This is a genomic window from Bosea beijingensis, assembly GCF_030758975.1.
Lineage (GTDB): Bacteria > Pseudomonadota > Alphaproteobacteria > Rhizobiales > Beijerinckiaceae > Allobosea > Allobosea beijingensis.
Map to the genome: position 1 here is coordinate 3,146,588 of NZ_CP132359.1, position 24,737 is coordinate 3,171,324.

19 protein-coding genes are annotated in these 24,737 nt (G+C 67.0%); 4 read left to right on the plus strand and 15 right to left on the minus strand.

Translation table 11 applies throughout. The features are described from left to right. Window positions 1–160 precede the first annotated feature (160 nt). Window positions 161–778, minus strand: coding sequence for an LbetaH domain-containing protein (locus Q9235_RS15040; RefSeq protein WP_306222571.1), 618 nt, complete (start codon window positions 776–778; stop codon window positions 161–163). Here Q9235_RS15040 and phnN point away from each other — a divergent pair. Next, a complete protein-coding gene (phnN, locus tag Q9235_RS15045; RefSeq protein ID WP_306222572.1) occupies window positions 777–1,373 on the plus strand; it encodes a phosphonate metabolism protein/1,5-bisphosphokinase (PRPP-forming) PhnN in 597 nt (198 codons plus the stop codon). The two genes, Q9235_RS15040 and phnN, sit on opposite strands and share 2 nt — an antisense overlap. Here phnN and Q9235_RS15050 read toward each other — a convergent pair. The 8 genes from Q9235_RS15050 to phnG are packed head-to-tail and all read right to left on the minus strand — an operon-like array spanning window position 1,370 to window position 7,785. Continuing rightward, the gene (locus tag Q9235_RS15050) at window positions 1,370–2,065 is read right to left on the minus strand and encodes a DUF1045 domain-containing protein (RefSeq protein ID WP_306222573.1); all 696 of its coding nucleotides are present in this window, start codon (window positions 2,063–2,065) and stop codon (window positions 1,370–1,372) included. The genes phnN and Q9235_RS15050 overlap by 4 nt on opposite strands. Continuing rightward, window positions 2,062–3,201, minus strand: a complete 1,140-nt coding sequence (locus Q9235_RS15055; RefSeq protein WP_306222574.1) for an alpha-D-ribose 1-methylphosphonate 5-triphosphate diphosphatase — start codon at window positions 3,199–3,201, stop codon at window positions 2,062–2,064. The genes Q9235_RS15050 and Q9235_RS15055 overlap by 4 nt, the downstream gene beginning before the upstream one ends. 2 nt (window positions 3,202–3,203) lie before the next feature. Then, window positions 3,204–3,899: a phosphonate C-P lyase system protein PhnL gene (gene phnL, locus Q9235_RS15060; protein WP_306222575.1), complete on the minus strand. Its 696-nt coding sequence runs from the start codon at window positions 3,897–3,899 to the stop codon at window positions 3,204–3,206. Window positions 3,900–3,946: 47 nt separating this feature from the next. Continuing rightward, complete coding sequence (phnK, locus tag Q9235_RS15065; RefSeq protein ID WP_306222576.1) at window positions 3,947–4,753, minus strand: phosphonate C-P lyase system protein PhnK; 807 nt, start codon at window positions 4,751–4,753, stop codon at window positions 3,947–3,949. Then, window positions 4,750–5,673, minus strand: a complete 924-nt coding sequence (locus Q9235_RS15070) for an alpha-D-ribose 1-methylphosphonate 5-phosphate C-P-lyase PhnJ (RefSeq protein ID WP_306222577.1) — start codon at window positions 5,671–5,673, stop codon at window positions 4,750–4,752. Before Q9235_RS15070 ends, phnK begins: the two co-directional genes overlap by 4 nt. After that, entirely contained in the window at window positions 5,670–6,782 is a 1,113-nt protein-coding gene (locus tag Q9235_RS15075; protein ID WP_306222578.1) for a carbon-phosphorus lyase complex subunit, read from the minus strand. Before Q9235_RS15075 ends, Q9235_RS15070 begins: the two co-directional genes overlap by 4 nt. Further along, on the minus strand, window positions 6,782–7,384 hold the full coding sequence (gene phnH, locus Q9235_RS15080; RefSeq protein WP_306222579.1) for a phosphonate C-P lyase system protein PhnH: 603 nt from the start codon (window positions 7,382–7,384) through the stop codon (window positions 6,782–6,784). The genes Q9235_RS15075 and phnH overlap by 1 nt, the downstream gene beginning before the upstream one ends. After that, entirely contained in the window at window positions 7,384–7,785 is a 402-nt protein-coding gene (gene phnG / locus Q9235_RS15085) for a phosphonate C-P lyase system protein PhnG (RefSeq protein ID WP_422678196.1), read from the minus strand. Before phnG ends, phnH begins: the two co-directional genes overlap by 1 nt. A 118-nt stretch (window positions 7,786–7,903) precedes the next feature. On the opposite strand from phnG, the gene phnF reads away from it, so the two are divergent. Further along, complete coding sequence (gene phnF / locus Q9235_RS15090; protein WP_306222581.1) at window positions 7,904–8,659, plus strand: phosphonate metabolism transcriptional regulator PhnF; 756 nt, start codon at window positions 7,904–7,906, stop codon at window positions 8,657–8,659. A 15-nt stretch (window positions 8,660–8,674) separates the two neighbouring features. Here the strand turns inward: phnF and phnE (Q9235_RS15095) are convergent, their stop codons facing one another. The 4 genes from phnE (Q9235_RS15095) to phnC form a co-directional block, all read right to left on the minus strand. Further along, window positions 8,675–9,529, minus strand: a complete 855-nt coding sequence (gene phnE / locus Q9235_RS15095; protein WP_306222582.1) for a phosphonate ABC transporter, permease protein PhnE — start codon at window positions 9,527–9,529, stop codon at window positions 8,675–8,677. After that, window positions 9,526–10,407 (minus strand): phosphonate ABC transporter, permease protein PhnE, encoded by an 882-nt coding sequence (gene phnE / locus Q9235_RS15100; RefSeq protein ID WP_306222583.1) that lies wholly within the window; start codon window positions 10,405–10,407, stop codon window positions 9,526–9,528. The genes phnE (Q9235_RS15095) and phnE (Q9235_RS15100) overlap by 4 nt, the downstream gene beginning before the upstream one ends. Window positions 10,408–10,548: 141 nt before the next feature. Further along, a complete protein-coding gene (phnD, locus tag Q9235_RS15105; protein ID WP_306222584.1) occupies window positions 10,549–11,463 on the minus strand; it encodes a phosphonate ABC transporter substrate-binding protein in 915 nt (304 codons plus the stop codon). Between the two features lie 81 nt (window positions 11,464–11,544). Beyond that, complete coding sequence (gene phnC / locus Q9235_RS15110) at window positions 11,545–12,363, minus strand: phosphonate ABC transporter ATP-binding protein (protein WP_306222585.1); 819 nt, start codon at window positions 12,361–12,363, stop codon at window positions 11,545–11,547. A gap of 425 nt (window positions 12,364–12,788) precedes the next feature. Between phnC and Q9235_RS15115 the strand changes: the two genes are divergently transcribed. Further along, the gene (locus Q9235_RS15115) at window positions 12,789–13,868 is read left to right on the plus strand and encodes an efflux RND transporter periplasmic adaptor subunit (RefSeq protein WP_306222586.1); all 1,080 of its coding nucleotides are present in this window, start codon (window positions 12,789–12,791) and stop codon (window positions 13,866–13,868) included. A gap of 10 nt (window positions 13,869–13,878) precedes the next feature. Then, window positions 13,879–16,974, plus strand: coding sequence for an efflux RND transporter permease subunit (locus Q9235_RS15120; protein ID WP_306222587.1), 3,096 nt, complete (start codon window positions 13,879–13,881; stop codon window positions 16,972–16,974). Window positions 16,975–17,089: 115 nt separating this feature from the next. Here Q9235_RS15120 and pbpC read toward each other — a convergent pair whose 3' ends face one another. Then, window positions 17,090–19,183 carry a penicillin-binding protein 1C gene (gene pbpC / locus Q9235_RS15125; RefSeq protein WP_306222588.1) on the minus strand — a complete coding sequence of 698 codons (2,094 nt, stop codon included), beginning with the start codon at window positions 19,181–19,183 and terminating at the stop codon, window positions 17,090–17,092. 97 nt (window positions 19,184–19,280) lie between these two features. Next, window positions 19,281–24,539 (minus strand): alpha-2-macroglobulin family protein, encoded by a 5,259-nt coding sequence (locus tag Q9235_RS15130; protein WP_306222589.1) that lies wholly within the window; start codon window positions 24,537–24,539, stop codon window positions 19,281–19,283. Between the last annotated feature and the right edge of the window lie 198 nt (window positions 24,540–24,737).

Consider the following 24,737-nt stretch of genomic DNA (forward strand, 5'->3'; position numbering starts at 1 on the left):
CGACCATGGGCCAACAAGATTAACAACCTATGAGAGCATGTATTGATCTGGGTCAATTTCTACAGGGGTGGCGCGTACTATGCGTCATGACCGGCGCGACCGAGAGGCCTTTCGGGGCAAAAATATTTGCGATTTCAAATGAATACAGCGCCCGAAACGCTTATTCGTAGCGCTCCAGGAAACCTTCGACGGAAAGGTGCCGGAAATCATCGAGGGCGGCCCGCAGCCTGACGTGATCCCAGTCCCACCAGGCGAGATTCTGCAACCTGGTCGCGATTTCTTCAGCGAATCGTCGCCGGACTGGCCTGGCCGGATTGCCTGCGACGATGGTGTAGGGCGCGACATCCTTGGTGACGACGGCGCCACCCGCGACCACCGCGCCGGTGCCGATCGAGCGGCCGGCGAGCACGATTGCACCATGGCCGATCCAGACGTCATGCCCGATGGTGACGGCATGCGCCCGGCGCCAGTCGAAGAAGGCCTCGTCATCCTCGGCATCGTCGAAATAGGCCGCGGCGCGATAGGTGAAATGCGACTGGCTGGCGCGGTGCATCGGATGGTTGCCGGGATTGATCCGGGTCATCGCCGCGATCGAGCAGAATTTGCCGATTGTCGTGTAAATGACATTCGCGTCGTTCACGACATAGGAGTAGTCCCCCATCGTCGACTCGGCGAAGATGGTGCGCGCGCCGATCGCGGTGTAGCGGCCGAGCGTCGCCTGCCTCACCTGGGCAGTCGGGTCGATCAGCGGTTCGAGTCCCAGCTTCTTAGCGGCCATGTCCTCATCCTCTTCCGATATCGCGATCCCCGCAGCGGCGGGTGTGCTCGTTCTCGTGGTCGGTCCTTCCGGGGCGGGGAAGGACACGCTGATGGAGGCGGCGCGGGCGGGCCTTTCTGGCAATCCCGGCTATCGCTTCGCCCGCCGCCTGATCACCCGGCCGGCGATGGCCGGCGCCGAGGACCACGATTCCTGCGACGAGGCCGGCTTCCGCGCGATCAAGGCCGATGGCGGGCTGGCACTGAGCTGGCAGGCGCATGGTCTGAGCTACGGCATTCCGGCGTCGGAGCTTTCCGGTATCGGCGCGGGCGCCGTGGTGATCGTCAATGTCTCGCGCGCTGCGATCGCTGTGGCCGAGCAATTGGCGGAGCGCGTCGTGGTGCTCAACATTACCGCCCCGATCGCGGTATTGGCGCAACGGCTGGCGGCACGCGGGCGCGAGAGCGAGGCCGATATCGCGGCCCGGCTGAAGCGCGAGGCGCCGCTGACGGCGGAGCGCGCCGAGATCGTCACCATCCTGAACGACCGCAGCGTCGCCGAGGCCGCCGATGAGCTTCTGGCCGTCCTGCGCGCGCTCGGACGACATCGCTCCTAGCCGAACGAATAGGAATCGAGCAGGCGGAAGCGGCCGGCGCGATCGCCCTGCCGGAACAGTGCGAAGCGGTCGATCCTGACCGGGCCAGACGGGGCGGCCGCGGCATAGGCCGTTTCGAGCGCCTGCTTCACCGGTCCCGCATGCTCGGCCGGCAACGAACCGGTCAGCGTCATGTGGAAACGGAAGGCGTCGCCGACATAGGGGTAGCCATAGGCTTCGAGATAGGCGTGCTGCGCGGGGGTCAGCGGGCTTTTCAGGCGCCGGGCCTTGTCGGCTTCGGAGAGCGGCGCGCGGAACAGCTCGAAGGCCTGCACCGTGGCGAAGGCAAAGCGTTGCAAGGCCTCGCTCGGCTCGGACGGCGTCAGCGCCACGAAGGAGCCGAGTGCGGTGATGCTCAGGCCTGTCAGTTCGACGGCATCGAGCCCGGCGGCATGGTTGCGGGCGAAGGCGCGCAACTGCTCCTCGCTGCGGCCGTCGGCGAGCTCGAAGGGGGCCTTCAGCGTGGCATGAAAGCCGTAGCGGCGCGGCTCCTCGGTGAAACTCGGCCAAGTGGCCGGATCGCATCCCGGCGGGACCATGAAAGGCAGGTCCTCACCGGTCAGCGCGTCATAGCCCAGAGTCGCGCTGCCGAAGCGCCAGAGCGCGCTGTCGGCGGCGGGGGCGTAATAGACGGCGTAGCGCGGCTTGCTCAAAATGCGCGCTCGCCCTGCGACCAGACGGCGGCGATGACCGGCGTCGCGCCCAGTACCTTGAAACGAACGAGATCGGCGCGCAGGCCGGTCTTGAGATGGCCGCGATCCCGGAGGCCGAGGATATCGGCGACCTTCCAGGTGACCATGCCCATCGCTTCCGGCAGTGCGATGCCATGGTCGGCATTGAGCTTGACCACGGCCTGGAGCAGGCTCGCCGGCACGTAATCCGAGGAGAGGCCATCGAGCAGGCCCTTCTCGGCCAGCTCGGAGACCGAGACACCGCCGGAATGCGAGCCGCCGCGCACGACGTTCGGCGCGCCGGCGACCGTGGCGAGGCCGGCCTGCTTGGCGGCGGCGGCGGCTTCGACCGTGGTCGGGAATTCCGAGATCACCGCGCCTGAAGCGACGCCTTCCTCGACATGTTCGGGGATCGTGTCGTCATGGGTGGCGAGCGGGATGCCGCGTGCGCGGAAGATGTCGACCACGGCCTGCCAGTTCTTCGCCACGTTGGCAGCGCCTTCGCGCTGGCGCACCTCGACGTCCGCCTCGAATTCCGCGACCGTCTTGCCGTTGCCGACGGCATAGGTCTTGAGGTGCTGGAGATCGCGCCACTGGCGCTGGCCGGGCGTGTGGTCCATCAGCGAGACGAGCTGGACCAGTTCGTCGTCCTGATAGGGGGCAATGTCTTCAAGCAGGCCCGGGCTCGTCAGCTCGCAGCGCATGTGGATGCGGTGGTCGATGCGGAAGACGTTCTCGCGCTTGCCATAGGCCAGCGACTTCATCACGTCGGAGAAGATGTCCTTGCGGTAGTCCTTGGCGGAGAAGGGCGTGCCGGCGCAGACCGCGTCATAGACGGTGGTGACGCCGGCAGCCGCCATCTGTGCGTCATGGACCAGCGCCGCCGCGAGCCCGTTCGGCCAGAAGACCTTCGGGCGCGGCATGAAATGCTTTTCCATGTTGTCGGTGTGCATCTCGACGAGGCCGGGCGCGACATAGTCGCCGCCTACATCGATGGCGCCCGGCAGTGACGACTTGCCCTGGTCGACGGCGGTGATGCCGCTCGCGTCGAAGGCGATGGTGCCGGTGACGACCTCGTTCTCGAGGATCAGCTTGGCATTGGTGAGAACGGTCTGCATCGTCAGGCCTTCCGGAAAGCGGTGATGTCGAGATAGCGCGTCGCGACGCGTTCGCGAACCGCCTCGTCATGGAAAATTCCAACGATGGCGGAGCCGGCGGCGCGCGCCTCGGCGATGAGATCGACGACGACGTCGCGGTTGGCGGCATCGAGCGAGGCGGTCGGCTCGTCGATCAGCATGATCGCGGAGGGATCGACGAAGGAGCGGGCGATGTTGACGCGCTGCTGCTCGCCGCCGGAGAAGGTTGCGGGGGCGAGGTTCCACAGCCGCTCCGGCAGATTGAGCCGGGCGAGCATGGCCTTGGCGCGCTCGGTCGCCGTGTCAGGTGTGGCGCCGCGTGCCAGCAAGGGGTCGCGCACGATATCGAGCGTCGAGACGCGCGGGATGACGCGCAGGAACTGCGAGACGAAGCCGAGCGTGCGGCGGCGGATGTCGAGCACGGTGCGCGGGACGGCGGCGACGATGTCGACGGGGCGGCCGGCATGGGTGATGCGGATAGCGCCGCTCGTAGGCCTGTAGTTGCCGTAGAGGATGCGCAGCAGGCTCGACTTGCCGGCGCCGGACGCGCCGGCCAGCACCAGCGCCTCGCCGGCCTCGACGTGGAAATTGACGTTGTCGAAGACGGGCAGACACGCTCCGCCCTGGTTGTGCAGGGTGAAGGTCTTGGCGACGTTCTCGACCTGAATCATCGTGGTCATGGGGTCAGTGCCTTGTGCCGGCGAGGTGACGAGGGTGTGACGCGAGATCACACACTCAGCACCGCCGAGGTGAGAAGCTGCGTATAGGCGTGTTGGGGATCATCGAGGACCTGGTCGGTCAGGCCCTGCTCGACGACGCGGCCGTCCTTCATCACCATCAGGCGGTCGGTCAGGAGGCGCGCCACCGCGAGGTCATGGGTGACGATGATCGCGGCGAGGCCGAGGTCGCGCACCAGCACGCGCAACAGGTCGAGCAGGCGGGCCTGCACGGAGACGTCGAGGCCGCCGGTCGGCTCGTCCATGAAGACGAGGCGCGGCTCGGAGACCAGCACGCGGGCGATCTGCAGGCGCTGCTGCATGCCGCCGGAGAACTGGCGCGGCCGGTCGTCGATGCGGGCGCCGGCGATCTCGACGCGGCTGAGCCAGTCGAGCGCGCGCTCGCGGATCTGGCCGTAATGCCGGTCTCCGCGGTCCATCAGCCGCTCGCCGACATTGCCGCCGGCGGTGACGTCCATGCGCAGGCCGTCGCGCGGGTTCTGGTGGACGATGCCCCAGGCGGTCCGCATCAGGCGGCGGCGCTCCTGCTCGGAGACCGAGTAGATATCGAGCGGTTCGCTTCCGCCCCTGAACAGCACCTCGCCCGCGTCGGGCTTGTCGATGCCGGCGAGGCAGCGCAACAGGGTCGACTTGCCCGAGCCGGATTCGCCGACGATGCCGAGCACCTCGCCCGGCCAGAGATCGAAGGAGACATCGGCGCAGCCGATACGCTCGCCATAGAAGCGGCTAACGCCGTCGACGGAGAGCAGGGGGGCGGGTTCGAGCGCGATCTCGGCCGCTGCGACATGCAGGGTCATGGGGTGGTCTCCTCGACCAGGCCGCTCGTGGCCGCGTCACCCAGCATCGTGCCGCGATGGCCTTCCGCCCGGCGGGTCTCGCAATAATGGCTGTCGGAGCAGACGAACATGCGCCCGCCCTGGTCGTCGATCACGACCTCGTCGAGATAGCTGTCGTCCGCGCCGCACAAACCGCAGGGCTGCGTCCAGCTCTGGATGCGGAAGGGGTGGTCCTCGAAATCGAGGCTGCGCACGCTGGTATAGGGCGGCAGCGCGTAGATGCGCTTCTCGCGACCGGCGCCGAACAATTGCAGCGACGGCGACATGTGCATCTTCGGATTGTCGAATTTCGGGATCGGCGAGGGCGCCATCACGTAGCGGTCGTTGACCATGACCGGGTAGTCATAGGTCTTGGTGATCTCGCCATAGCGCGCGATGTCCTCGTAGAGCTTGACCTGCATCAGCCCGTATTCGGCCCAGGCGTGCATCTTGCGGGTCTCGGCCTCGCGCGGCTCCAGACGGCGCAGCGGCTCGGGCATCGGCACCTGATAGACCATGACCTGGCCGGGCTTCAGTGGCGCTTCCGGAATGCGGTGGCGGGTCTGGATGATCGTCGCCTCGTCCGTCGCCTCGCAGGTGCGGGCGTCGGCGGTGCGCTCGAAGAACCTGCGGATCGAGACGGCATTCGTGGTGTCGTCGGCGCCCTGGTCGATCACCTTGAGCGTATCGGCCGGGCCGATGATCGCGGCGGTGATCTGGATACCGCCGGTGCCCCAGCCACGGGCCAAGGGCATTTCGCGGGAGCCGAACGGCACCTGATAACCGGGTACCGCGACGGCCTTGAGCAAGGCGCGGCGGATCATCCGCTTGGTCTGCTCGTCGAGATAAGCGTAGTTGTAAGCCGGCTTGCTATCGTCCGCCGGCATCTGATGGATCGTCATTCCGCAGCCTCCGGCAGCTTGGCCTGCTCGCTTGCGAGCCGTTCTTCCCGCTCCTTGCGGATGCGGCGGATCAGTTCGAGTTCGCCCTGGAAATCGACATAGTGCGGCAGCTTCAGATGCTCGACGAAGCCGGCCGCCTCGACATTGTCGGCGTGATAGAGGACGAATTCGTCCTGCTGCGCCGGGTAGTTCGTCGCCTCGCCTAAATCGCGCGCCTTCAGGGCGCGGTCGACCAGCGACATCGACATCGCCTTGCGCTCGCTATGGCCGAAGACGAGGCCGTAGCCACGGGTGAATTGCGGCGGCACCTCTTTCGAGCCCTGGAACTGGTTGACCATCTGGCATTCGGTCAGGGTGACGTCGCCGAGATCAACGGCGAAGCCGAGCTCCTCCGGCACGAACTCGACCGCGACCTCGCCGACGCGGACCTCACCGACGAAGGGATGCGTGCCGCCGAAGCCGCGCTGCACGGAATAGCCGAGGCCGAGCAGGAAGCCCTCGTCGCCACGCGCCATGGATTGCAGGCGCACATCGCGATCGGCCGGGAAGGAAACGGGATCGCGGGTGAGGTCGAAGGGGCGCGGATCGCCTTCCGGTGGCTCCTCGGCTTCCATAAGCCCCTCGGCGCCGAGAATGTCGGGCACGCGCGGCATGGTGGCGTCGAGCGGGGCAGTGGCCGTGCGAGGCGCGGCTTCGCCAGCTTCGTCCATCAGGGCGAAGTCGAAGAGGCGATGGGTGTAGTCATAGGTCGGGCCGAGCACCTGCCCACCGGGCAGGTCCTTGTAGGTCGCCGAGACGCGGCGGCGGATCGCCGTCGCGGCCGTGTCGAGCGGCTCGGACGAGCCAAAGCGCGGCAGCGTGGTGCGATAGGCGCGCATCAGGAAGGCCGCTTCGATGACGTCGCCTTGCGATTGCTTAAGCGCCAGCGCAGCGAGGTCCTGATCGTAGAGCGAGCCCTCGTTCATCACGCGGGCGCAGGCCAGAGCCTGCTGCTCGCGGATCTGGGCTACGGAGATTTCCGGCACTGCTGGGTCGCCGCGGCGCGCCTCGGCAACGAGATCATGCGTGGCGAGGATGGCGGCTTCGCCGCCTTTGACAGCAACGTACATCAGCAAGCCTCCTCAACTTGTGTCGAGCGCGGCAGGCCGATCAGGCCCTCGCCATGAGCGAACAAGACATCGACGCCGAGCGGGTAGAGTGCGCCGTTCTCGCGCAACTCATCGATGAAGCCGGCGCGCAGGCCTTGCGGCGCGATATTGCGCGAGCCGAGGATGCCGGGGCCGGCGAGGGTGAAGGCAGGGCCACCTTCCAGCGCGGCTGCCTGCACGATCACGGTGGTCGAACGATCCGGGAACTGGTCCGTGCCGAGATTGAAGGCGGAGAGCTTGGGCTGATCGGCTGCACCATCGATGACCGCGAAGGCGGCCTCAGTGGGATCGTCGACGAGAGCGGCGGCGCAATGGAAGCGCAGCCAGGCGCCGGCTGGGCCGTTGCGCAGGGCTTCCGGCAGCCAAACCGGGGTCTCGTAATCGGCGAGCGTCAGCAGGGCGGTGGCCGTCGCGGTCGCCAGACCTTCCGGCGGCGCGATCTCGCCCGCGACCTGTTGCAACGTGCCGGGTTCGGAGAGCGCTGCGAGCAGGGCGCGGAAGGCGGCCTGCGACTGGAAGACCGGATCTGAGAAGCCGGGAGCGATCATGGTTTCAGCCGACATCAGGAACCCCGGACCAGTGTGAAGAAATCGACCTTGGTCGCCGCCGCCTTGCGCGAGGCGAGGTCGCGGGCCGATGCCTGCTGCGCGGCGAGTGTCGCGATACCCCGATGCAGGCCGCTGCCCTCGGCCTCGTCCTGGAGGCGGGCGTCGAGCAGTGCGGCGAGCCGCGCTTTCCGGCCGTCGCGGCCGAGCGCATAGGAGAAGCCCATCCGTCCGTTGGAGAGGCGTACGACGCAGCGCGTCACGGTGGCTTCGCCGAGATTGAAGCGGCGTCCGGCGCCGCCGGCGCGGCCCTCGACCATCACGGTGCCGGTCTCCGGCGCCTTGAGCAGGTCGTGGTCCGGCGGATCGCCGAGCAGGGTTTCGATCTCGCTGCGGGAGGCACGCGCCAGCGTCGCCATCCAGCTTTGCCTCGAGGTTTTTGGAGTCATCGGCGCGGGCTCGCTGGTCAGTTCCGAATGTCTAGACTATGCTAGGGGAGTTGATGGCAAAGGTCTATACTTTTTGAGCGACAATTCGATGACGGATACCGCACTTGCGGAGCGCGACAGCGGAACAGCCTGGCGGCGTATCGCCGACGAGCTGGCGCAGGCGATAGGGCGCGGCGAATACAAGCTCGGCGACACATTGCCGGCCTCGGTCGCGCTTGCGGAGCGTTACGGCGTGCATCGCCATACGGTGCGGCAGGCCTTTCGGCATCTGGCGGATCAGGGCCTGGTGACGGTCTCACGCGGGCGCGGCACGCAGGTAACGGCTCCACGCTTGCCTTATCCGATCGGCCGGCGCGTCAGCATGCGCACCAACATGGGCAAGCTCGGCATCACCGGCACGAGCCGCATGCTCTCGGCCGAGGTGGTCGTCGGCGAGGCGGCTGCCTGCACGGCACTCAAGCTGAAGGCCGGGACGCCGCTTTGGTGCGTGCAGGGTGTCAGCATGGCGGACGGCGTGCCGATGGGGACGGGCACGCATTGGCTCTCGGTCGAGCGCTTTCCCGATTTCGACAAGGCCTATCGCGAGGCCGGCGGATCGATCACGGCAGCCTTCAAGGTCTACGGCATCACGGATTACGTCCGCCTGTCGACGCGCCTGACGGCGCGGCTTGCCGACGAAAGCGAGGCGGAGCTTTTGGAGATTGCGCCCGAAGCGGCCGTGATGATCTCGACGGCGGTCGATGCGTTGCCGGACCTGACACCGGTGCATCTCGTGAGCAGCGTCTTTGCCGCCGAGCGCGTGGAGATGGTGATCGAGCCGTTCGGGGAAACGCCCTCTCCTTGAGCGGAGAGGGACGCTTCAGCTCGCCCGGCGGCCGATGATCGCGAAGCGCAGCTTGCTCGACAGGAAGTCGATGGCGGAGACCGCGGCGAGGACCAGCAGGATCAGGAAGGAGACCTGCTGCCATTCCAGCGTCCGGATCGTCTCGGCGAGATAGAGGCCGATGCCGCCGGCGCCGACGATGCCGATGATGGTCGAGGAGCGCGTGTTCGACTCGATGAAATAGAGCACCTGGCTCGCGATCACCGGCAGCACCTGCGGCAGGAGGCCGAAGCGGATCTCATGGGCCTTGCCGCCACCGACGGAGGATACGCCCTCGACCGGCTTGCGGTCGGCCGCCTCGATCGCTTCCGAATAGAGCTTGCCGAAGGCGCCGAGATCGCTGGTCATGATCGCGAGCATGCCGGCGAAGGGGCCGAGACCCACGACATTCACCCAGATCAGCGCCCAGATCAGGGCATCGACACCGCGCACCGTGTCGAGCGAGCGGCGGGCGAGGAAATGCACGATGCGGTTGGCGACGACGTTGCGCGCCGCGATGAAGCCGAGGGGCAGGGCGAGGATGGCGGCGAGGATCGTGCCGAGGAAGGCGATGGCGATGGTCTCGAACAGCGCCTTCACGAAGATGACGGCGCGCGCCCAGGAGCCGGGATCGGGCGGCAGCATCAGCATGACGAAGGTGCCGAGATTGCCGAAGCCCGCAATGATCTTCCAGAGCGAGGTTTCGAGCGTCGTCAGCCCGTAGACGAAGAAGCCGGCGAGCGCGGCAATGGTGCCGATGGTCGCGAGCTTCGTCCTGAACGAGCCGCGGATGGCGGCATCGTGGCGGCGCAGGATGTCGGCGCGCTCGGCCGTCGAGAGGGCGAGGCTCATCGGCCATGCTCCAGGCTGAGGAGGGCGTGGCGCAGCCGCTCGGTGGCATAGTCGATCAGCATGACCGCCACGATGATCAGCAGCAGGATGGCGCTGACATCGGTGAAATAGAACTTGCGGATGGCCTCGATCAGGTCCTGGCCGATGCCGCCGGCGCCGACGAAACCCATGATCGAGGCGCCGCGGACATTGATCTCGAAGCGCAGCAGCGCGTAGCTGGCGAAATTGGAGAGCACCTGCGGCACGACGGCGAAGCGCACGATCTGCCACCAGCTTCCGCCGGAAGCGGTGACACCGTCGACCGGCTTCAGGTCGATGTTCTCGACGACCTCGGAGAAGAGCTTGCCGAGCGCACCCATGGTGTGGATCGCGATGGCGAGCACGCCGGGCAGCGGGCCGAGGCCAAAGGCGATGACGAAGATCAACGCGAAGACGATCTCGGGAACGGTGCGGCAGAATTCGAGATAGCGGCGTACCGCGAAGCGCAGCCAGGAGGCGCGGCCGAGATTGGCGGCGGCGGCGAAGCAGAACAGGAAGGCGCCGGCAACGCCGAGGATCGTGCCGACATAGGCGATCAGCACGGTCTGCCAGAGCAGCTTCAGCCAGCCCTTGAGGCCCCAGTACCATTCGGAGAGATCTGCGCCGAGGCTGGAGAGGCGCAGCGTCGGCAGCGTCTCGTAGATATATTTCGGGAAGCGGTGGATGTTCTCGAAGAACTTGGCGAGATCGACCTCCGCCCCGCGTGCGGACAAAAGCACGCAGGCGATGAAGACGGCGATGCCGATCATAGCCTGCCGGCGCTTTGCGGATGAAGCCTGCCGATAGGCCTCGGCATGGGCCCGGATGGCCGGGTCGTTGCTGTCGATCGCGAGGGTCATGGGGAGGCGCTTCCGAGGGGTCGCGGGATCGGCGAGCGCGACCCCGGACAAGAGTGCCATTCCCGGGCGAAGCGAAGCGCAGGCCCGGGAATCTCGATCAGGAGATGCCCGGGGCAAGCCCGGGCATGACGGCTTGCTGAATTACGACGACTTCTTCTTGCGGAGGTCGTCGACGAACTTGTTCAGCTCGATGATCGGGTCATAAGCCTTGTTGTCGACGGCGACGAGCGGGCCCTGCTTGCCTTCATAGATCTTGTCGAAGGCGGCCTTGTCCTTGGTGGCGAGGTTCAGGACCGCGTCGCGGATCTTGGCCTTCAGCTCTTCCGGCATGTCGGTGAGATAGGCCATCGGCGAGTTCACGATCTGCTCGGACTTGAAGATGATCCGGAAATCCTCGGCCTTGGCCATGTTCTTGCGGGCCATGCGCTGCAGGTTCGATTCCTGCTCGTCGTTCCACCAATTGGCGGCGATGTCGACGGTGCCCTGCTGGAGCGCGATGATCGCGTTCTCATGGCTGCCGGTATAGACGACCTTCGAGAAGAAGCTTTCCGGCTCGATCTTCATGCCGTTCAGCGCGAAGCGCGGGACGTTGTTGCCGGAGGTCGAGTTCGGGTCGACGAGGCCGAGATTCTTGCCCTTGAGGTCCTCGACCTTCTGATAAGGCGAGTCCTTCTTCACGTAGAAGACCGAGTGATAGCCCTTGGTGCCGTCGAGATTGGTCTCGATGGCGAAGGCATCGACCTTGGCGCCGGTCATGCGGGCGCGGGCGAAGGAAGAGGGGCCGTAGGAGGCGATGTGGATGTTGCCGGTGCGCTGGCCCTCGATGATCGCAGCGTAGTCGTTGGCGATGCGCAGGGTCACCTTGGTGCCGAGTTCCTTGGCGAGATACTGCACGAAGGGGGTGTAGCGCTCGGTGACGCCGGAGGCGTTCTCGGAGGGGATGATCGCGAAGACGATCTCGGGATATTTCGCCTTCCAGTCCTGGGCGAAAGCCGGGGCCGCGGCGAGCGCCAGGCCGGCGACGGCGAGCGAGAGTGTATGACGACGGGTCAGCATCGATGTGCTCCTGGTTGTAGTCGTAGGCGGGATGGTCTTCTCGCGGCGACGGCCCTTGGCCGGTCCGGCGATCTCGGGGAGTCAGGCGATCTTCTGGCGGGCGCGCTTCGCCTCGGAGGCGGCGATGGCGTCGAGCGCGTCCAGCGCCTCGGCGCCGGCATCCTTGGCCTCGATGCCGTAGAGTTCGGCGGCGATCTCGCGGGTCAGCGCCTGCGGCACGTCGTCGAACACGACCTTGCCGGCGGACATGCCGATCAGGCGGTCACAGTATTTCGCGGCTATGTCGAGGTCGTGCAGGTTGCACATCACCGTGATGCCGTCCTCGCGATTGATGCGGAACAGCGCGTCCATCACGACCTGGGTGTTGCGCGGGTCGAGCGAAGCGATCGGCTCGTCGGCGAGGATGATGCGCGGCTCCTGGACGAGGGCACGCGCAATGGCGACGCGCTGCTGCTGACCGCCGGACAGGGTCTCGGCGCGCTGAGCCAGCAGATGCCCCATATCGAGGCGCTCAAGTGCAGCGATGGCGCGGATCTTGTCGTCCTCGGAGAAGCTCTTGACCAGCGTCAGCGCAGCCGAGCGATGGTTCAGGCGGCCGAGCAGGACATTGGTCAGCACATCGAGGCGGCCGACGAGGTTGAATTGCTGGAAGATCATCGCCGTGTCGCGGCGCCAGCGGCGCAGCGAGGCACCCTTCAGAGCGGTGACGTCCTGCTCCTCGCAGATGATCTGGCCGGAGGTCGGCTCGGTCAGGCGGTTCAGCATGCGCAGCAGCGTCGACTTGCCGGCGCCGGAAGGACCGATGACACCGACCATCTCTCCCTTCGGGACGGTCAGGGTGACGGAGTCGACCGCGTTCCTGTCGCCAAAGCGCTTGGTCAGGCCTTCGATGCGGAGCATGAACTGGTTCTCGGACTCGATACGGGCATGAGCGCGTCCCCGTCCGGCCAAGGCCAGAGGGTCAGGCGTCTCGATCGCGGCGAGCCCTAACGACCGCGGATGACAGCCACATGACGGCCTGCCAAGGCTCCGAAAGGAGCCATTTGCCGCCTCAGGAGCCGGTCAACGTTTCGTGAGGTCTCCAGAATGCGCTTGGACGTTTCCCGGCTTACCGGCAGGATGAACGTGGATGTTTGTGTGCGGCGGAGACGCCCGTGACGGTGGGCTTCTTATCGGCAAGCATCTTGCATCGATGCCTGTGAGGCCGGATCGATGCGGCATCGGCGCAAAAACCGCTGTTTTTGTGCCGCTGTGGCACGCCGGCATCTTAGCAACGCCTTTCGTTCCATTTAAGACCAATGGGCGGCAACGGAGCCTCCAGCCTGATGAAGCGGTTCGTTCTTCTTGTTCTCGTCGCTGCCATCGCGGGCGGCGGCTATTATGCCTACCGCAACCAGCGCGCCGGCGCGCAGCAGGCACAGGCCAGCGCGGTCTCGGGGCCGCGCGCCATTCCGGTCGAGGTCGCCTCCATCGAGATCGCGACCGTGAGCGAGGAGGTCGAGGCGCTCGGCACGCTGGCCGCCGATGAATCCGTCGTCATCGCGCCTGAAATCGCCGGCCGTGTCGTCTTCCTCGGCTTCAAGGAGGGCGAGCGCGTCAAGGCCGGTCAGGAACTGGTCAAGCTCGATACGGCGATCCTCGATGCAGAGCTCAAGCAGGCGATGGCCGATCTGGGCCTCGCTCGCGACACGAACGAGCGCCTGCGCTCGCTGGTCTCGCGCGGCTCCGGTACCCAGGTCGCTCTCGACGAATCCGCCGCGAAGCTCGCCTCCAGCGAGGCTCGTGTCCAGCTCGCCAAGGCCAAGCTCGCCCAGTCGACCATCGTGGCGCCGTTCAACGGCGTCGTCGGCCTGCGCTCCGTCGGCGTCGGCGATTATGTCTCGGTCGGCAAACCGCTGATCGTGCTGACCAGCATCGACCCGATCAAGATCGATTTCCGCGTGCCCGAGATTTATCTCAGCCGCCTCAAGACCGGCCAGCCCGTGCAGATGCGCGTCGATGCGGTGCCGGATCGGAAATTCCAGGGCCATATCTATGCGATCGACCCGGTGGTCGACGTCAACGGCCGGGCGATCCGCCTGCGCGCCAACATCCCGAATGCCGATCTCGCCCTGAAGCCCGGCCTGTTCGCCCGGCTCGCCATCACCGTCGACCAGCGCGAGAACGCGATCCTGGTTCCGGAGATGGCGGTCGTGCCCGATGCGGTCGGCAAGATGGTCTATGTCGTCGAGAAGGGTAAGGCGAAGAAGGTTTCAGTCGAACTGGGCAAGCGCCTGCCGGGCAAGGTCGAGATCGTCAGCGGGCTGAAGCCCGACATGCAGGTCATCACCGCCGGCCAGATGCGGCTGCGCGATGGCGCGATCATCGCGATCAAGGACAAGGTCGTCCAGACGAGCCAGCTCTGAGGGCTGACGCATGAGCCTCTTCGAACTTTTCGTCCGCCGGCCCGTCCTCTCGACGGTGCTGAGCCTGCTTGTGATCCTGATCGGCATCGTCTCCTACGGCCGCCTGACGATCCGCGAATATCCCAATATCGACGAGCCGATCGTCTCGGTCCGCACCGATTATCGCGGCGCCTCGGCCGAGATCATCGAGACGCAGGTCACGCAGATCCTGGAGAACTCGATCGCCGGCATCGAGGGCATCGAGATCCTGTCCTCGACCAGCCGCCAGGAGCGCAGCTTCATCCAGGTGCGCTTCCGCCCGGACGTGGACCCCGATGTCGCGGCTTCCGACGTGCGCGACCGCGTCAGCCGCGTGCGCAGCCGCATGCCGGACGAGATCGACGAGCCGGTCATCGCCAAGGTCGAGGCAGACTCGCAGCCGATTCTCTATCTCTCGCTGACCAGCTCGCGGCACGGGCCGCTCGAACTGACCGATTTCGCCGACCGCTTCATCTCGGACCGCGTCCAGAACGTCACCGGCGTGGCGGAAGTCCGCATCCTCGGCCAGCGCCAGTACGCGATGCGGATCTGGCTCGATCGGGCTCGCATGTCGGCCTACAGCGTCAGCGTCCAGGAGGTCGAGGCCGCGGTCCGGGCGCAGAACATCGAGATTCCGTCGGGCCGCATCGAGAGCAACGACCGCGAATTCACGGTGCTATCGCAGACCAGCATGACCACGCCGGCGGAATTCCGCGAGATCGTCGTCAAGGACGCCAACGGCTTCCCGGTCAAGGTCAAGGACATCGCCAAGGTCGAGCTCGCTGCGCGCGAGGAGCGCAACGCCGCCTGGTTCAAGGGCACGCCTTCGGTCACGATCGGCATCGTCAAGCAGGCGACGGCGAACCCGCTCGACGTCTCCGCCGGCATCGAGGAGGCGTTGCCAGGCATCATCGAGGACCTGCCGGAAGGCATGTCGATCGCCAAATCCTATGACAGCTCGGTCTTCATCGACCGTTCGATCAAGGCGGTCTACCAGACGATCATCGAGGCGATCGTACTGGTCGTGCTGATCATCTTCATCTTCCTGCGCTCGGTCCGCGCGACCCTGATCCCACTGGTGACGATCCCGGTCTCGCTGATCGGCTCGTTTGCGCTGATGTACGCATTCGGCTTCACCGTGAACACGCTGACGCTGCTCTCGATGGTGCTTGCCATCGGCCTCGTCGTCGACGACGCCATCGTCGTGCTGGAGAATGTCCACCGCCATATCGAGGACGGCATGCAGCCGACCCCGGCGGCGATCCGCGGCATCAACGAGATCGCCTTCGCCGTTGTGGCGATGACCCTGACGCTGGTCGCGGTCTATGCGCCGATGGCCTTCTCGACCGGCCGTACCGGCAAGCTCTTCATCGAGTTCGCGCTGACCCTGGCCGGCGCCGTGCTGGTCTCCGGCTTCGTCGCGCTGACGCTGACGCCGATGATGTGCGCCAAGCTGCTGCGCCATCACGAGAAGCATAACTGGCTCTACAATGTGCTGGAGCGCGGTTTCGAGGGGCTGTCGCGCGGCTACAAGGCGTCGCTGCGCGCTGCGCTCACGGTGCGCCCGCTCGTTGTCCTGCTCGCGCTCGGCGTTGCCGGCAGCGGCTATTTCTTCTTCACGAATCTGCGCGCCGAGCTGGCGCCTGTCGAGGACCGCGGCACGATCAATGCGATCGGCGTGTCGCCGGAAGGCGCGACCTTGTCCTTCACAGCCGATTATGCCCGGCAGGTCGAAAATTATTTCAAGAACATCCAGGAGGTCGACACCTATCTCGTCATCGTCGGCTTCCCCGACGTGACGCGCGCGATCGGCTTCGCCCGCCTCAAGCCCTGGGAAGAGCGCCAGCGCAAGCAGCAGGATCTCGTCGCCGAGATCAACAAGGGGCTATCGCAGATCCCCGGCATCCGTCTGTTCGCGACCAACCCGGCTTCGCTCGGCCAGGGCCAGGCGAACAGCAAGCCGGTCGAGTTCGTGCTGCGCTCGTCCGAGCCGTATACGCAGATCAAGTCCTATGTCGATCAGCTCATCGCCGAGGTTTCGAACTCGCCTGTCCTGACCAATGTCGAGACCAACCTCATCCTCGACAAGCCGCAGATCAAGGTCTCGATCGACCGGCAGCGCGCCGCCGATCTCGGCGTCAATGTCGACATCATCGGCCGGACCATGGAGACGCTGCTCGGCGGCCGGCAGGTCACCCGCTTCAACATGAACAGCAAGCAGTACGACGTCGTGCTGCAGGTCGAGGGCGCCGAGCGCAACACGCCGCAGGCGTTGCAATCGATCTACCTGATGGGCCGCGGCGGCGCCGTGGTGCAGCTCTCCAGCCTGGTCAAGGTCGAGGAGACGGTCGCGCCGAAGGAGCTCGTGCGCTTCAACCAGCTCCGCTCGGCGACGGTCACCGCGATTCCCGCGCCCGGCTATTCGCTCGGCGATGCGCTCAAGGTCATGGAGGACGGCGCGGCGCGTGTCCTGCCGAATTCAGTGCAGGTCGATTATTCCGGCCAGAGCCGCGAGTTCAAGCAGTCGGGCGCCAGCATATTCATCGTCTTCCTGCTGGCGCTGGGCTTCATCTACCTGGTGCTGGCGGCGCAGTTCGAAAGCTTCGTCGATCCCGTGGTGATCATGGTCTCGGTGCCGCTTTCGCTGACCGGCGCGCTCGCGGCGCTCTACTACACCGGCGGGACGATGAACGTGTACAGCCAGATCGGCCTGATCACGCTGGTCGGCCTGATCACCAAGCACGGCATCCTGATCCTGGAGTTCACCAACCAGCTCCGCGAGGAGGGCCGCGAGATGATCGACGCCCTCGTCGAGGCGGCGGAGCTGCGCCTGCGCCCGATCCTGATGACGACGGGCGCGATGGTGCTCGGCGCCGTGCCGCTCGCCATCGCCAAGGGCGCCGGCGCGGAAAGCCGCTCGCAGATCGGCTGGGTCATCGTCGGCGGCATGACCTTCGGCACGCTGCTGACGCTCTATGTGGTGCCTGTCGCCTACAGCTACCTCGCCCGCAAGATCCACGGCTCGCGCCATGCTCCGCATGAGGAAGGGCACGGCGCGCATGGGGCACATCCGGCCCCGGCGGAGTAAACGGCTCTCGTTGTCATCCCGTGCGCGCTGCAGCGTGCAACGCTGCGGCGCAGACACGGGACCATGTAACGAGAGGGCGCCTTCTCCTGCGGGATGACGCGGTGGGAAGCGAGCGCTACTGCAGCCTCACCGAGACGCTCTCGCTCGCGCCGGTCGCATCGATCACCGATATCCGCATGAAACCCTTGCCGGGCGGCTGCCATTGCGTCTCGCGGCGGCGCTGCGGCTCGGTGACCGGCGTGCCGTCGACCAGCCAGGTATAGGGTGGGGAGCCGCCGGCGGCCTTGAGGTTGAGCCGGCTGTTGCCGTCGAGCGCGGCGGCGGAGAGGTCGATGCGGGCGCCGTCCGGCGGGAAGGCGAGCTTCAGCGCAGGCGTCGTCATCGCCGTCACGGTCTTGGGCACGTCCTGCCGGAGATGCCGCAGTGGTGGCGGCAGATGGCCTGTGCTGGCGACGATCGCGTCGGCCGGCTGCGGGAAGGGGCGCGGGTCGATGCCGAGCCGGGCGAAGGCGTCGAACAGGATCGGCGCGGCGACCGTGCGCCCGACCAATCCGGGCACTGCGCCGTTATCGGCGCGACCAACCCAGATGCCGATCGTATGCTTGCGATCGAAGCCGACGGCCCAGGCGTCGCGATAGCCGTATGAAGTGCCGGTCTTGTAGGCGATGCGCCCGGGCACCGCGTTGAGCGGCGGCGGCGCCCCGAGCAGGGTGTCGGCGATATACCAGGCTGCGACGGGATCGACGAGGCGGGGCGCCGGGCCGGTTTGTGTCGTCTGCGTCCGGAAGCGCAGTGGCAGCATCTCACCGCCGCGAGCCAACCCGACATAGGCGCGGGTCAGATCCTGCAAGGTGATGCCGAGTCCGCCGAGACCCACTGCAAGGCCGGGCGCGCCGCTGTCCCTGGGCATGGCGATGGCGACGCCGGCATCGCGCAGGCGCGAGAGGAAGCGTTGCGGGCCGAGCGCCGAGAGCAGTTCGACGGCGGGCACATTGAGCGAGAGCTGAAGCGCTTTCCGCGCACTGACCATGCCCTGGAAGGTCATGTCGAAATTCTCGGGGATATAGATGCCGTAGCGCGCCGGCCGGTCCTCCAGCATCGTCTCGGGATGGGCGATGCCGTTGTCGAAGGCGAGCGCATAGATGAAGGGCTTCAGCGCCGAACCCGGCGAGCGCAGCGCCCGTGTCAGGTCGAGCGCACCGGCCCGCTCCGTCGCGAAATAATCGACACCACCGACCGAGGCGCGGATCTCGCCGGTCTCGTTGTCGACGGCGAGGATCGCGATCGAGACCTGGGGGCTGAGGCCGAGGCTGCGCTCGCGGGCGAGCCCTTCGAGCGCGGCCTGCAGGCGTGCATCGAGCGACAGCTTCTGCACACGCTCGGCCGGTGCCTCGGCAACAGCCTGTTCGGCGATATGGGGGCTGAGATTCGGGAAGGGGCGGCGCGCGGTCGGGATCGGTTCGCTGTGGGCGGCGGCGACCTCGTCACGGGTGGCGAGGCCGGCCTGCTCGACCCGTTCCAGCACGCGTTCGCGCGCCTTGCGGGCGGCTTCGACGAAGCGATCCGGTCGACGTGTCTCGGGCGATTGCGGCAGGGCGACGAGGAGCGCTGCCTCGGCGGTCGAGAGCCGCTTCGGCTCCTTGCCGAAATAGGCGAAGCTCGCCGCGCGCACGCCTTCGAGATTGCCGCCGAAGGGCGCGAGCGTGAGGTAGAGGTCGAGAATGCGGGCTTTGTCGAAGCGGCGTTCGAGCTCGACGGCGCGCACGGCCTGGCGGAGCTTGGCGCCTAGCGTGCGCTCCTCGCGCGGTTCGAGCAGGCGTGCGACCTGCATGGTCAGGGTCGAGCCGCCGGAGACGACGCGGCCGTTCCCGAGCATCTGGCCGGCAGCGCGCAGTATGCCCAGCGGATCGATGCCGCGATGACTATCGAAACGCTTGTCCTCGAAGGCCTTGAGCATGGCGAGATAGCGCGGGTCGACATCCTCTGATGTGAGGGGGAGCTTCCAGCGCCCGTCTGCGGTCAGGAAGGGTCGCAGCAGTTTCCCCTCGCGATCGAGCACCACCGTCGAGCGATCGGTCGCGGCCGCGAGGTCGAGCGGGGGGAGGGAGCGGGCGAAGAGGGCGAGGGCGGTTGTCGCCGCGATTGCCGAGACGGTCAGGACGCCGGCTGCGATCTTCAGTTTGCGAAAGCGGCCGGTGTGGGCCGTCATGCTCGGGCTTGCCCCGAGCATCTCCTGATCTAGATTCTCGGACCTGCGCTGCGCTTCGCCCGAGAATGACGGCCCTGTTTGCCCGCTCTCGTTCATCTCACCGCGCCGAGGTGATCTCCACCGCGCCGAAGCCCGTGCGGCCGAAGCGATCCGGCCGGTACATGTCCTCGATCACGGCGGCAGGCGAGACATAGCGGCCGGGCGAGACGGCCCGCGCCATATAGGCGACGGTGTAGGAGAGCTTGTCGTTGCGCGAGCCCGAGCGCTCGAAGGCGGCGACGAAGCGGTCGTCGCGCGATTCCGTATGCACCGGGTAGACCTCCTGCTTCAGCCAGTCGAGCCCCGCGACCGAGGCACCTTCGGTCAGGTTGGCATTCTCGATCTCCAGCCCGGCCGGAACGGGGTCGACCAGCAGCAGGCGGCCGTAGCGCGGCGCGGCCTCCGTGACGGTCAGCGCTACGACATAGCGCTCGTTCTGGCGCAGGCGGGCCGGATCGGCCTTCTCGCCCTTCATCGTGTAGATGACGCGTTCCAGCCCGAAGCCCTGGTTCAGCGCAGGCTCCGGTGCGGTCGGGATGCCGGCGACGGTAATGACCGCCTGGGCATTGCCGGCGCCGGGATTGACGATGGTCAGGGACTTCGCCTCCAGCGCCTCGGCCGAGAGCGTGCGGTAGAGCGCGCCCTTGCGGGCCGTGCCGTCGACGGTCAGCGCCATGCCCTCGGCATCCTTGGCCATGGCCTGCGCCGCCAGCACCATCCACATCTGCTCCTGCGTCGAGGTATAGCTGTAGCGGGCGCTGTTGCGGGTTGCGTCGACGATCGAGACGGCGCGCGAGATATCGGCGCGCTCGCCATTACCTTCGGCGATCAGGGCGAGCACACCGGCGCTGTCGCGCAGGCGGGAGCCGTAATCGGGACGAGAGAAGCCGTCATCGCTCGCCTGCTGGAGCAGGCCGAGCGCGCTGCCGAAGGCGGCACGGCCGCGGCCGCGATCGCCCAGCGCCGAGAGCGCGGCGCCGATCTGGGCGCGGGCGAGCGGCGTCGCGAAATCGCCGAGCTTGTTGTCGGCGAGATAGCGCAGGTCGCCCATAACCGGCCGGCCGTTGCGGGCGAGCACATAGAGCGCATAGGCAATGCCGGCCGCTTCCTCCTTGTTGATCTCGCTGGTGTTGACGACCTGATTGCGCAGGCGGTCGAGCGCGAGATTGAAGGCGATCTGCGGCACGGCGAACTGTTTCTCGCGAGCCCGCGTCAGGAAATCCGTGACGAAGGCGTCGAGCCAGAGATCGTCGCCGCCGACACCCCAGAGGCCGAAGGAGCCGTTGCCGCCCTGGCGGGCGAGCACGCGCTCGATCGCGTTGACGACACGCTCGTCGGCCTTGTCGTCGAGCGCGAGCTGTTCCAGCGAGGCGAGCTGGTTGACCGCCAACAGCGGCAGGGCGCGCGAGACGGTCTGCTCGGTGCAGCCATAGGGGTAGCGATCGAGCGCCTTGAGCAGGGCGGGCACGTCGAGCGAGCCGAAGGGCGAGACCGTCACCGAGACCTGCCCGGAGTTCGGCACAAGATCTGCCAACAGGTCCGACGAAACGGTGATCGCCCCGCCATTGCCGGGGATGGCGCGGACGATGCGGCGCGCGATTGTCGCGGCCGAGGGCTGCACGCGCACGGCGAGGTTCTGCACCGTGCCGATGCCGTTGGGACCGGAGACGCGCACGTCGAACTCGGCGCGGCCGAGGCCGGCGGCGGTAACGGGGATCGTCATCTGCGTCTTGGCGCCGGCACCCATCTGCATGGTGCGGCGGGTGGCGTCGGCGGCGACCAGAACCGGGCCCTTCACGTCGAGATCGACGGTATAGGCGCCGGCGGGACCCTCGACATTGTCGACCTGGAGATGGAAGCGCGACTGGTCGCCGATGGAGAGGAAGCGCGGCAGCGTCGCCTGGGCGACGATCTGGTCGCGCACGATCACGTCGGCGCTGGCCTGGCCGGTGCGGCCGGAAGACCAGGCGACGCCCATGACGCGGACCGAGCCGTTGAAGGCCGGCAGGTCGAAATCGATCTTCGCTGTGCCGTCGGCCCCGACCTTGACCACGCCGGAATAGCGGGCGAGCGGTTCCTGCGTCGGCTTCTCGCCGTCCATCTTGGGCGCAGCGTCGCCACCGGTGCGGATCGCGCCGCGGGTGCCCTGCATGCCGTCGATCAGATAGCCGTAGAGATCGCGCAGGTCATGGCCGAGCTGGCGCTGGCCGAAGAAGAACTGGCTCGGGTCCGGGCTCTCGTAGCGGGTGAGGTTGAGGATGCCGATATCCACGGCGGCCAGCGTGACATAGGCCTCCTCGCCGGCCTTCATGCCGGTGACCTTGACCGGGAGCGAGAGCGTGGTGAGCGGGCGGACCAGTTTGGGTGCGCCGAGATCGAGCGCCAACGTGCGCGTCTCCTTGCCGATCTGGAACCAGGAGAGGCCGATGGCGCGGCCGGGCAGGCGCTTGGCGGCGGCGTCCATCGGGCGATGGGCGAGCACGACGAGATAGGCGCTGGCGCCCCATTCCGCCTTCACCGGAATGCTGGCCGAGGTGCCGCCCTCCGTGATGTCGACAGTGCGGATATCCGCGACCTTGTCGGTGATGACGGCGAGCGTCGCCTTGCCGGCGAAGCGCGGCGACAAGCGGATCTGCAGACTCTCGCCATCGGCATAGGACGCCTTGTCCAGCGCGACATCGAGCACATCCGGCGTGTCGGCCGTCTTGTCGCTTTCGTAGCCGACGCTGAAGGAGACCGAGGTTTCGGCCGCCTCAACGCCGTCCGAGGTCACGTCGAGCCGGTAATTGCCCCATTCGACGGGGGCGGCGATCTTGGCGCCGGCCGCTTCCGCCACCGCGACCTCGCCATCGGCGACGCGGCGGGTGGTCTTGACGCCCTCATAGTTCCAGCGGCCGTCCTGGAAGAACCACTGGTAGTTGCGGCGTACCTTGGACAAAACCCATTTGACGCCCGGCCGGGCGAGGCGTTTGCCGTCGCCGGTCGCCATTATGACCTCGAATGTCGCGGTCTGGCCGTTGCCGAGATCGCCGTCGCGGAACAGCTTCTTCACGCCGATGGCGGCGCCCTTAGGCACGATCGGCATCGTGACCGAGCGGGCGATGGCGCGTCCGCCGGGCTCGCCGACGCGCACGGTCATCTCGACCTCGAGCGGGCGGTTGGTGTCGGCCTGTTGCACGGGATTGGAGATCGTCGCCTTGCCGGCGGCGTCGGTCGTGGTGCTCTCCTCGAACTCGCTCTGGACCGGCTCGAAAGCCTCGTCGGTGAGGCCGACCTGATAGTCCTTGAAGCCGGGGATGGCGCTGGCGTCCGCAGCGCGGATCGTCATCGATCCGGTGACGTCGAGCTCGGAGCCCGGTGCGCCGTAGAGATAGCGGGCGTTGACGTCGAGCTCGGCGGGCTGGCCGGCCTGAAGCAGCGGCGCTTTCGGCGTCAGCGTCAGCTCCAGCCGTTCGGGCACATAGTCCTCGACGAGGAAGGAGGTCTCCCCGATCGCCTGTCCCTTCGGATCGGAATAGGCGAGGACGCGCCAGGTGCCGGTCGCCGAGCCGGAGACGAGCTGGATCGAATGGGCGCGGCCGCCCGCGCCCTGATCCTCGACCTGCCGGCGACGGTATTCGACGCCATCGGGGCGCTTGACGACGATGGTCAGCGGCAGGCCGGTCACGGCGGCGCCCTTGGCATCGCGCAGCAGCGAGGTGAGATAGACCGTCTCGCCGGAGCGATAGACGCCGCGCTCGGTATAGAGATAGGCGTCGAGCCCGGCGGGCGCGACGCGGCCCTTCACGCCGCGATCGGAGAGGTCGAAGGCGGTCTGCTTAAGATCGAGGAAGCCGTAATCCTCGGCGAGCGAGGCGGTGACGAGGCCGGGCGCGTTGCCGCCCTGGCCCTTGCCCAGTCCGGCATCGAAGCGGGCATAGCCGTTGCCATCGGTCTTGGCGGTGCCGAGCACCTCATTGTTGCGGGCGATCAGGCGCAGTTCCGCATTGGCGATGGGCTTGGCATCGGCCAGCGAGCGGGCGAGCACATGCACGCCGTCCGGGCCGGTGAAGGAGGTCAGGCCGAGATCGGAGACGACGAACCACTGCGTCGCCCGCGTCGAGCCGTCATCGTAGGAATCGCCATCATCGCTGGGCGCTGCCGCTGCCGGCCCGCCCGAAGGCTTGGCGAACATCACGTAGACGCCGGGCTTGAGGCTGCCGACCGCTTCGGTCACCGGGAAGGCGGTGATGACGTCCTGGTTCAGCTCGGACTTCACATCCATCGTGCCGGTCCAGACGGTCTGGCCCTTGTCACTGGAGATCTGGCGGGCGGAATAGGAGCCGATCTGACTGAGGAAATCCTCGGAATGGACCGAGTTGATCAGGTTGCGGTCGCCGATCCGCATGACCTCGAGATCGAGCTTGCCGGAATTGACCGAGACGACCGGAATGCCCTGCTGGCCGGTGCGCGGCAGCACGTAGTTCTTGCCGGTGAAGCGCACGGAGGGCGTGCGGTCGCGGACATAGATCTCGTAGTCGGCCGATTTCAGCAGGGTTTCGTCGGGAATCGCCGAGGGCACGCCCTGGCGGATGACGATGGCATAGCGCTCGCCATGCTTGAGGCCATCGACGCAGATCTGGCGATCCTCGGCGCTGACGGCGAAGTCGCCCTTGCCGCCGGAAATCGCAACATAAGGCGCGAAATCGACGCTGCCCCGTGCGAGGGCTTCGGAAAACACGAAACAGGCGCGCGGGCTCGCAGCGTCGGAATCGATCTTGTTGGAGATGAGGCGGAAGCCGCGCTTTTCGCGCAGGCTCTCATAGGAGCTCTGCAGCGCGGCATTGGCGGCGAGATCGAGGCTGAGCCGATAGGTGGTCAGCGCCGGGCGCCAGAGCTCGTTCTTCTCGAATGTGCGGGCGAGCACGCCGAGCGAGGCCGCTTCGTCATTGCGGTTGGTCGAGCGCTGATAGGCGAGATAGGCGGCGGCGACGGCGCGCTCGCGCAATTCCCAGCGCTCACGATAGTCGCGCGGTTCGATCGCGTTGGCGGCGCGCGCCATCAGGCGCCAGCCGGCGGCATTGGCGGAATCGGCGACGATCGCGGCATTGGCCTGGGGCAGGGCGGAGCGGGCATCGCCGCGGCCGAGCGCGATCTCTCCGGCGCGGATGGCGTCCGCCGCGGAGCGATTGCCGGACGCGACCTCGCGCTTCAGCCGCTCTTCCAGGCGCTGGCCATCTGCGAGCAGGTCGTTGCGCACATAGGCCTTCTGGGCGAGGGCAGGCACTGCCACGAAGGTCAGCGAGAGGGCGAGCGCGAGACGGGAAAGCAGGGTCATCGTCGGTCCTCTTCGTCGATCGGCCCGGCCAGGATCGCCGGACATGGCTTCAGGCCGATGACGGCGTGAGACGGGGCCGGCAGGCTATCACCGTGCCGCGTTCGTTCAAGTCATGCGAATGCAGGGTGCGCTGGGGCGGCGGGTGCCGTTACGGGAGTCGTTCGCCATGGTTGCGGTGCGGCGCGATCTGACGCTCAA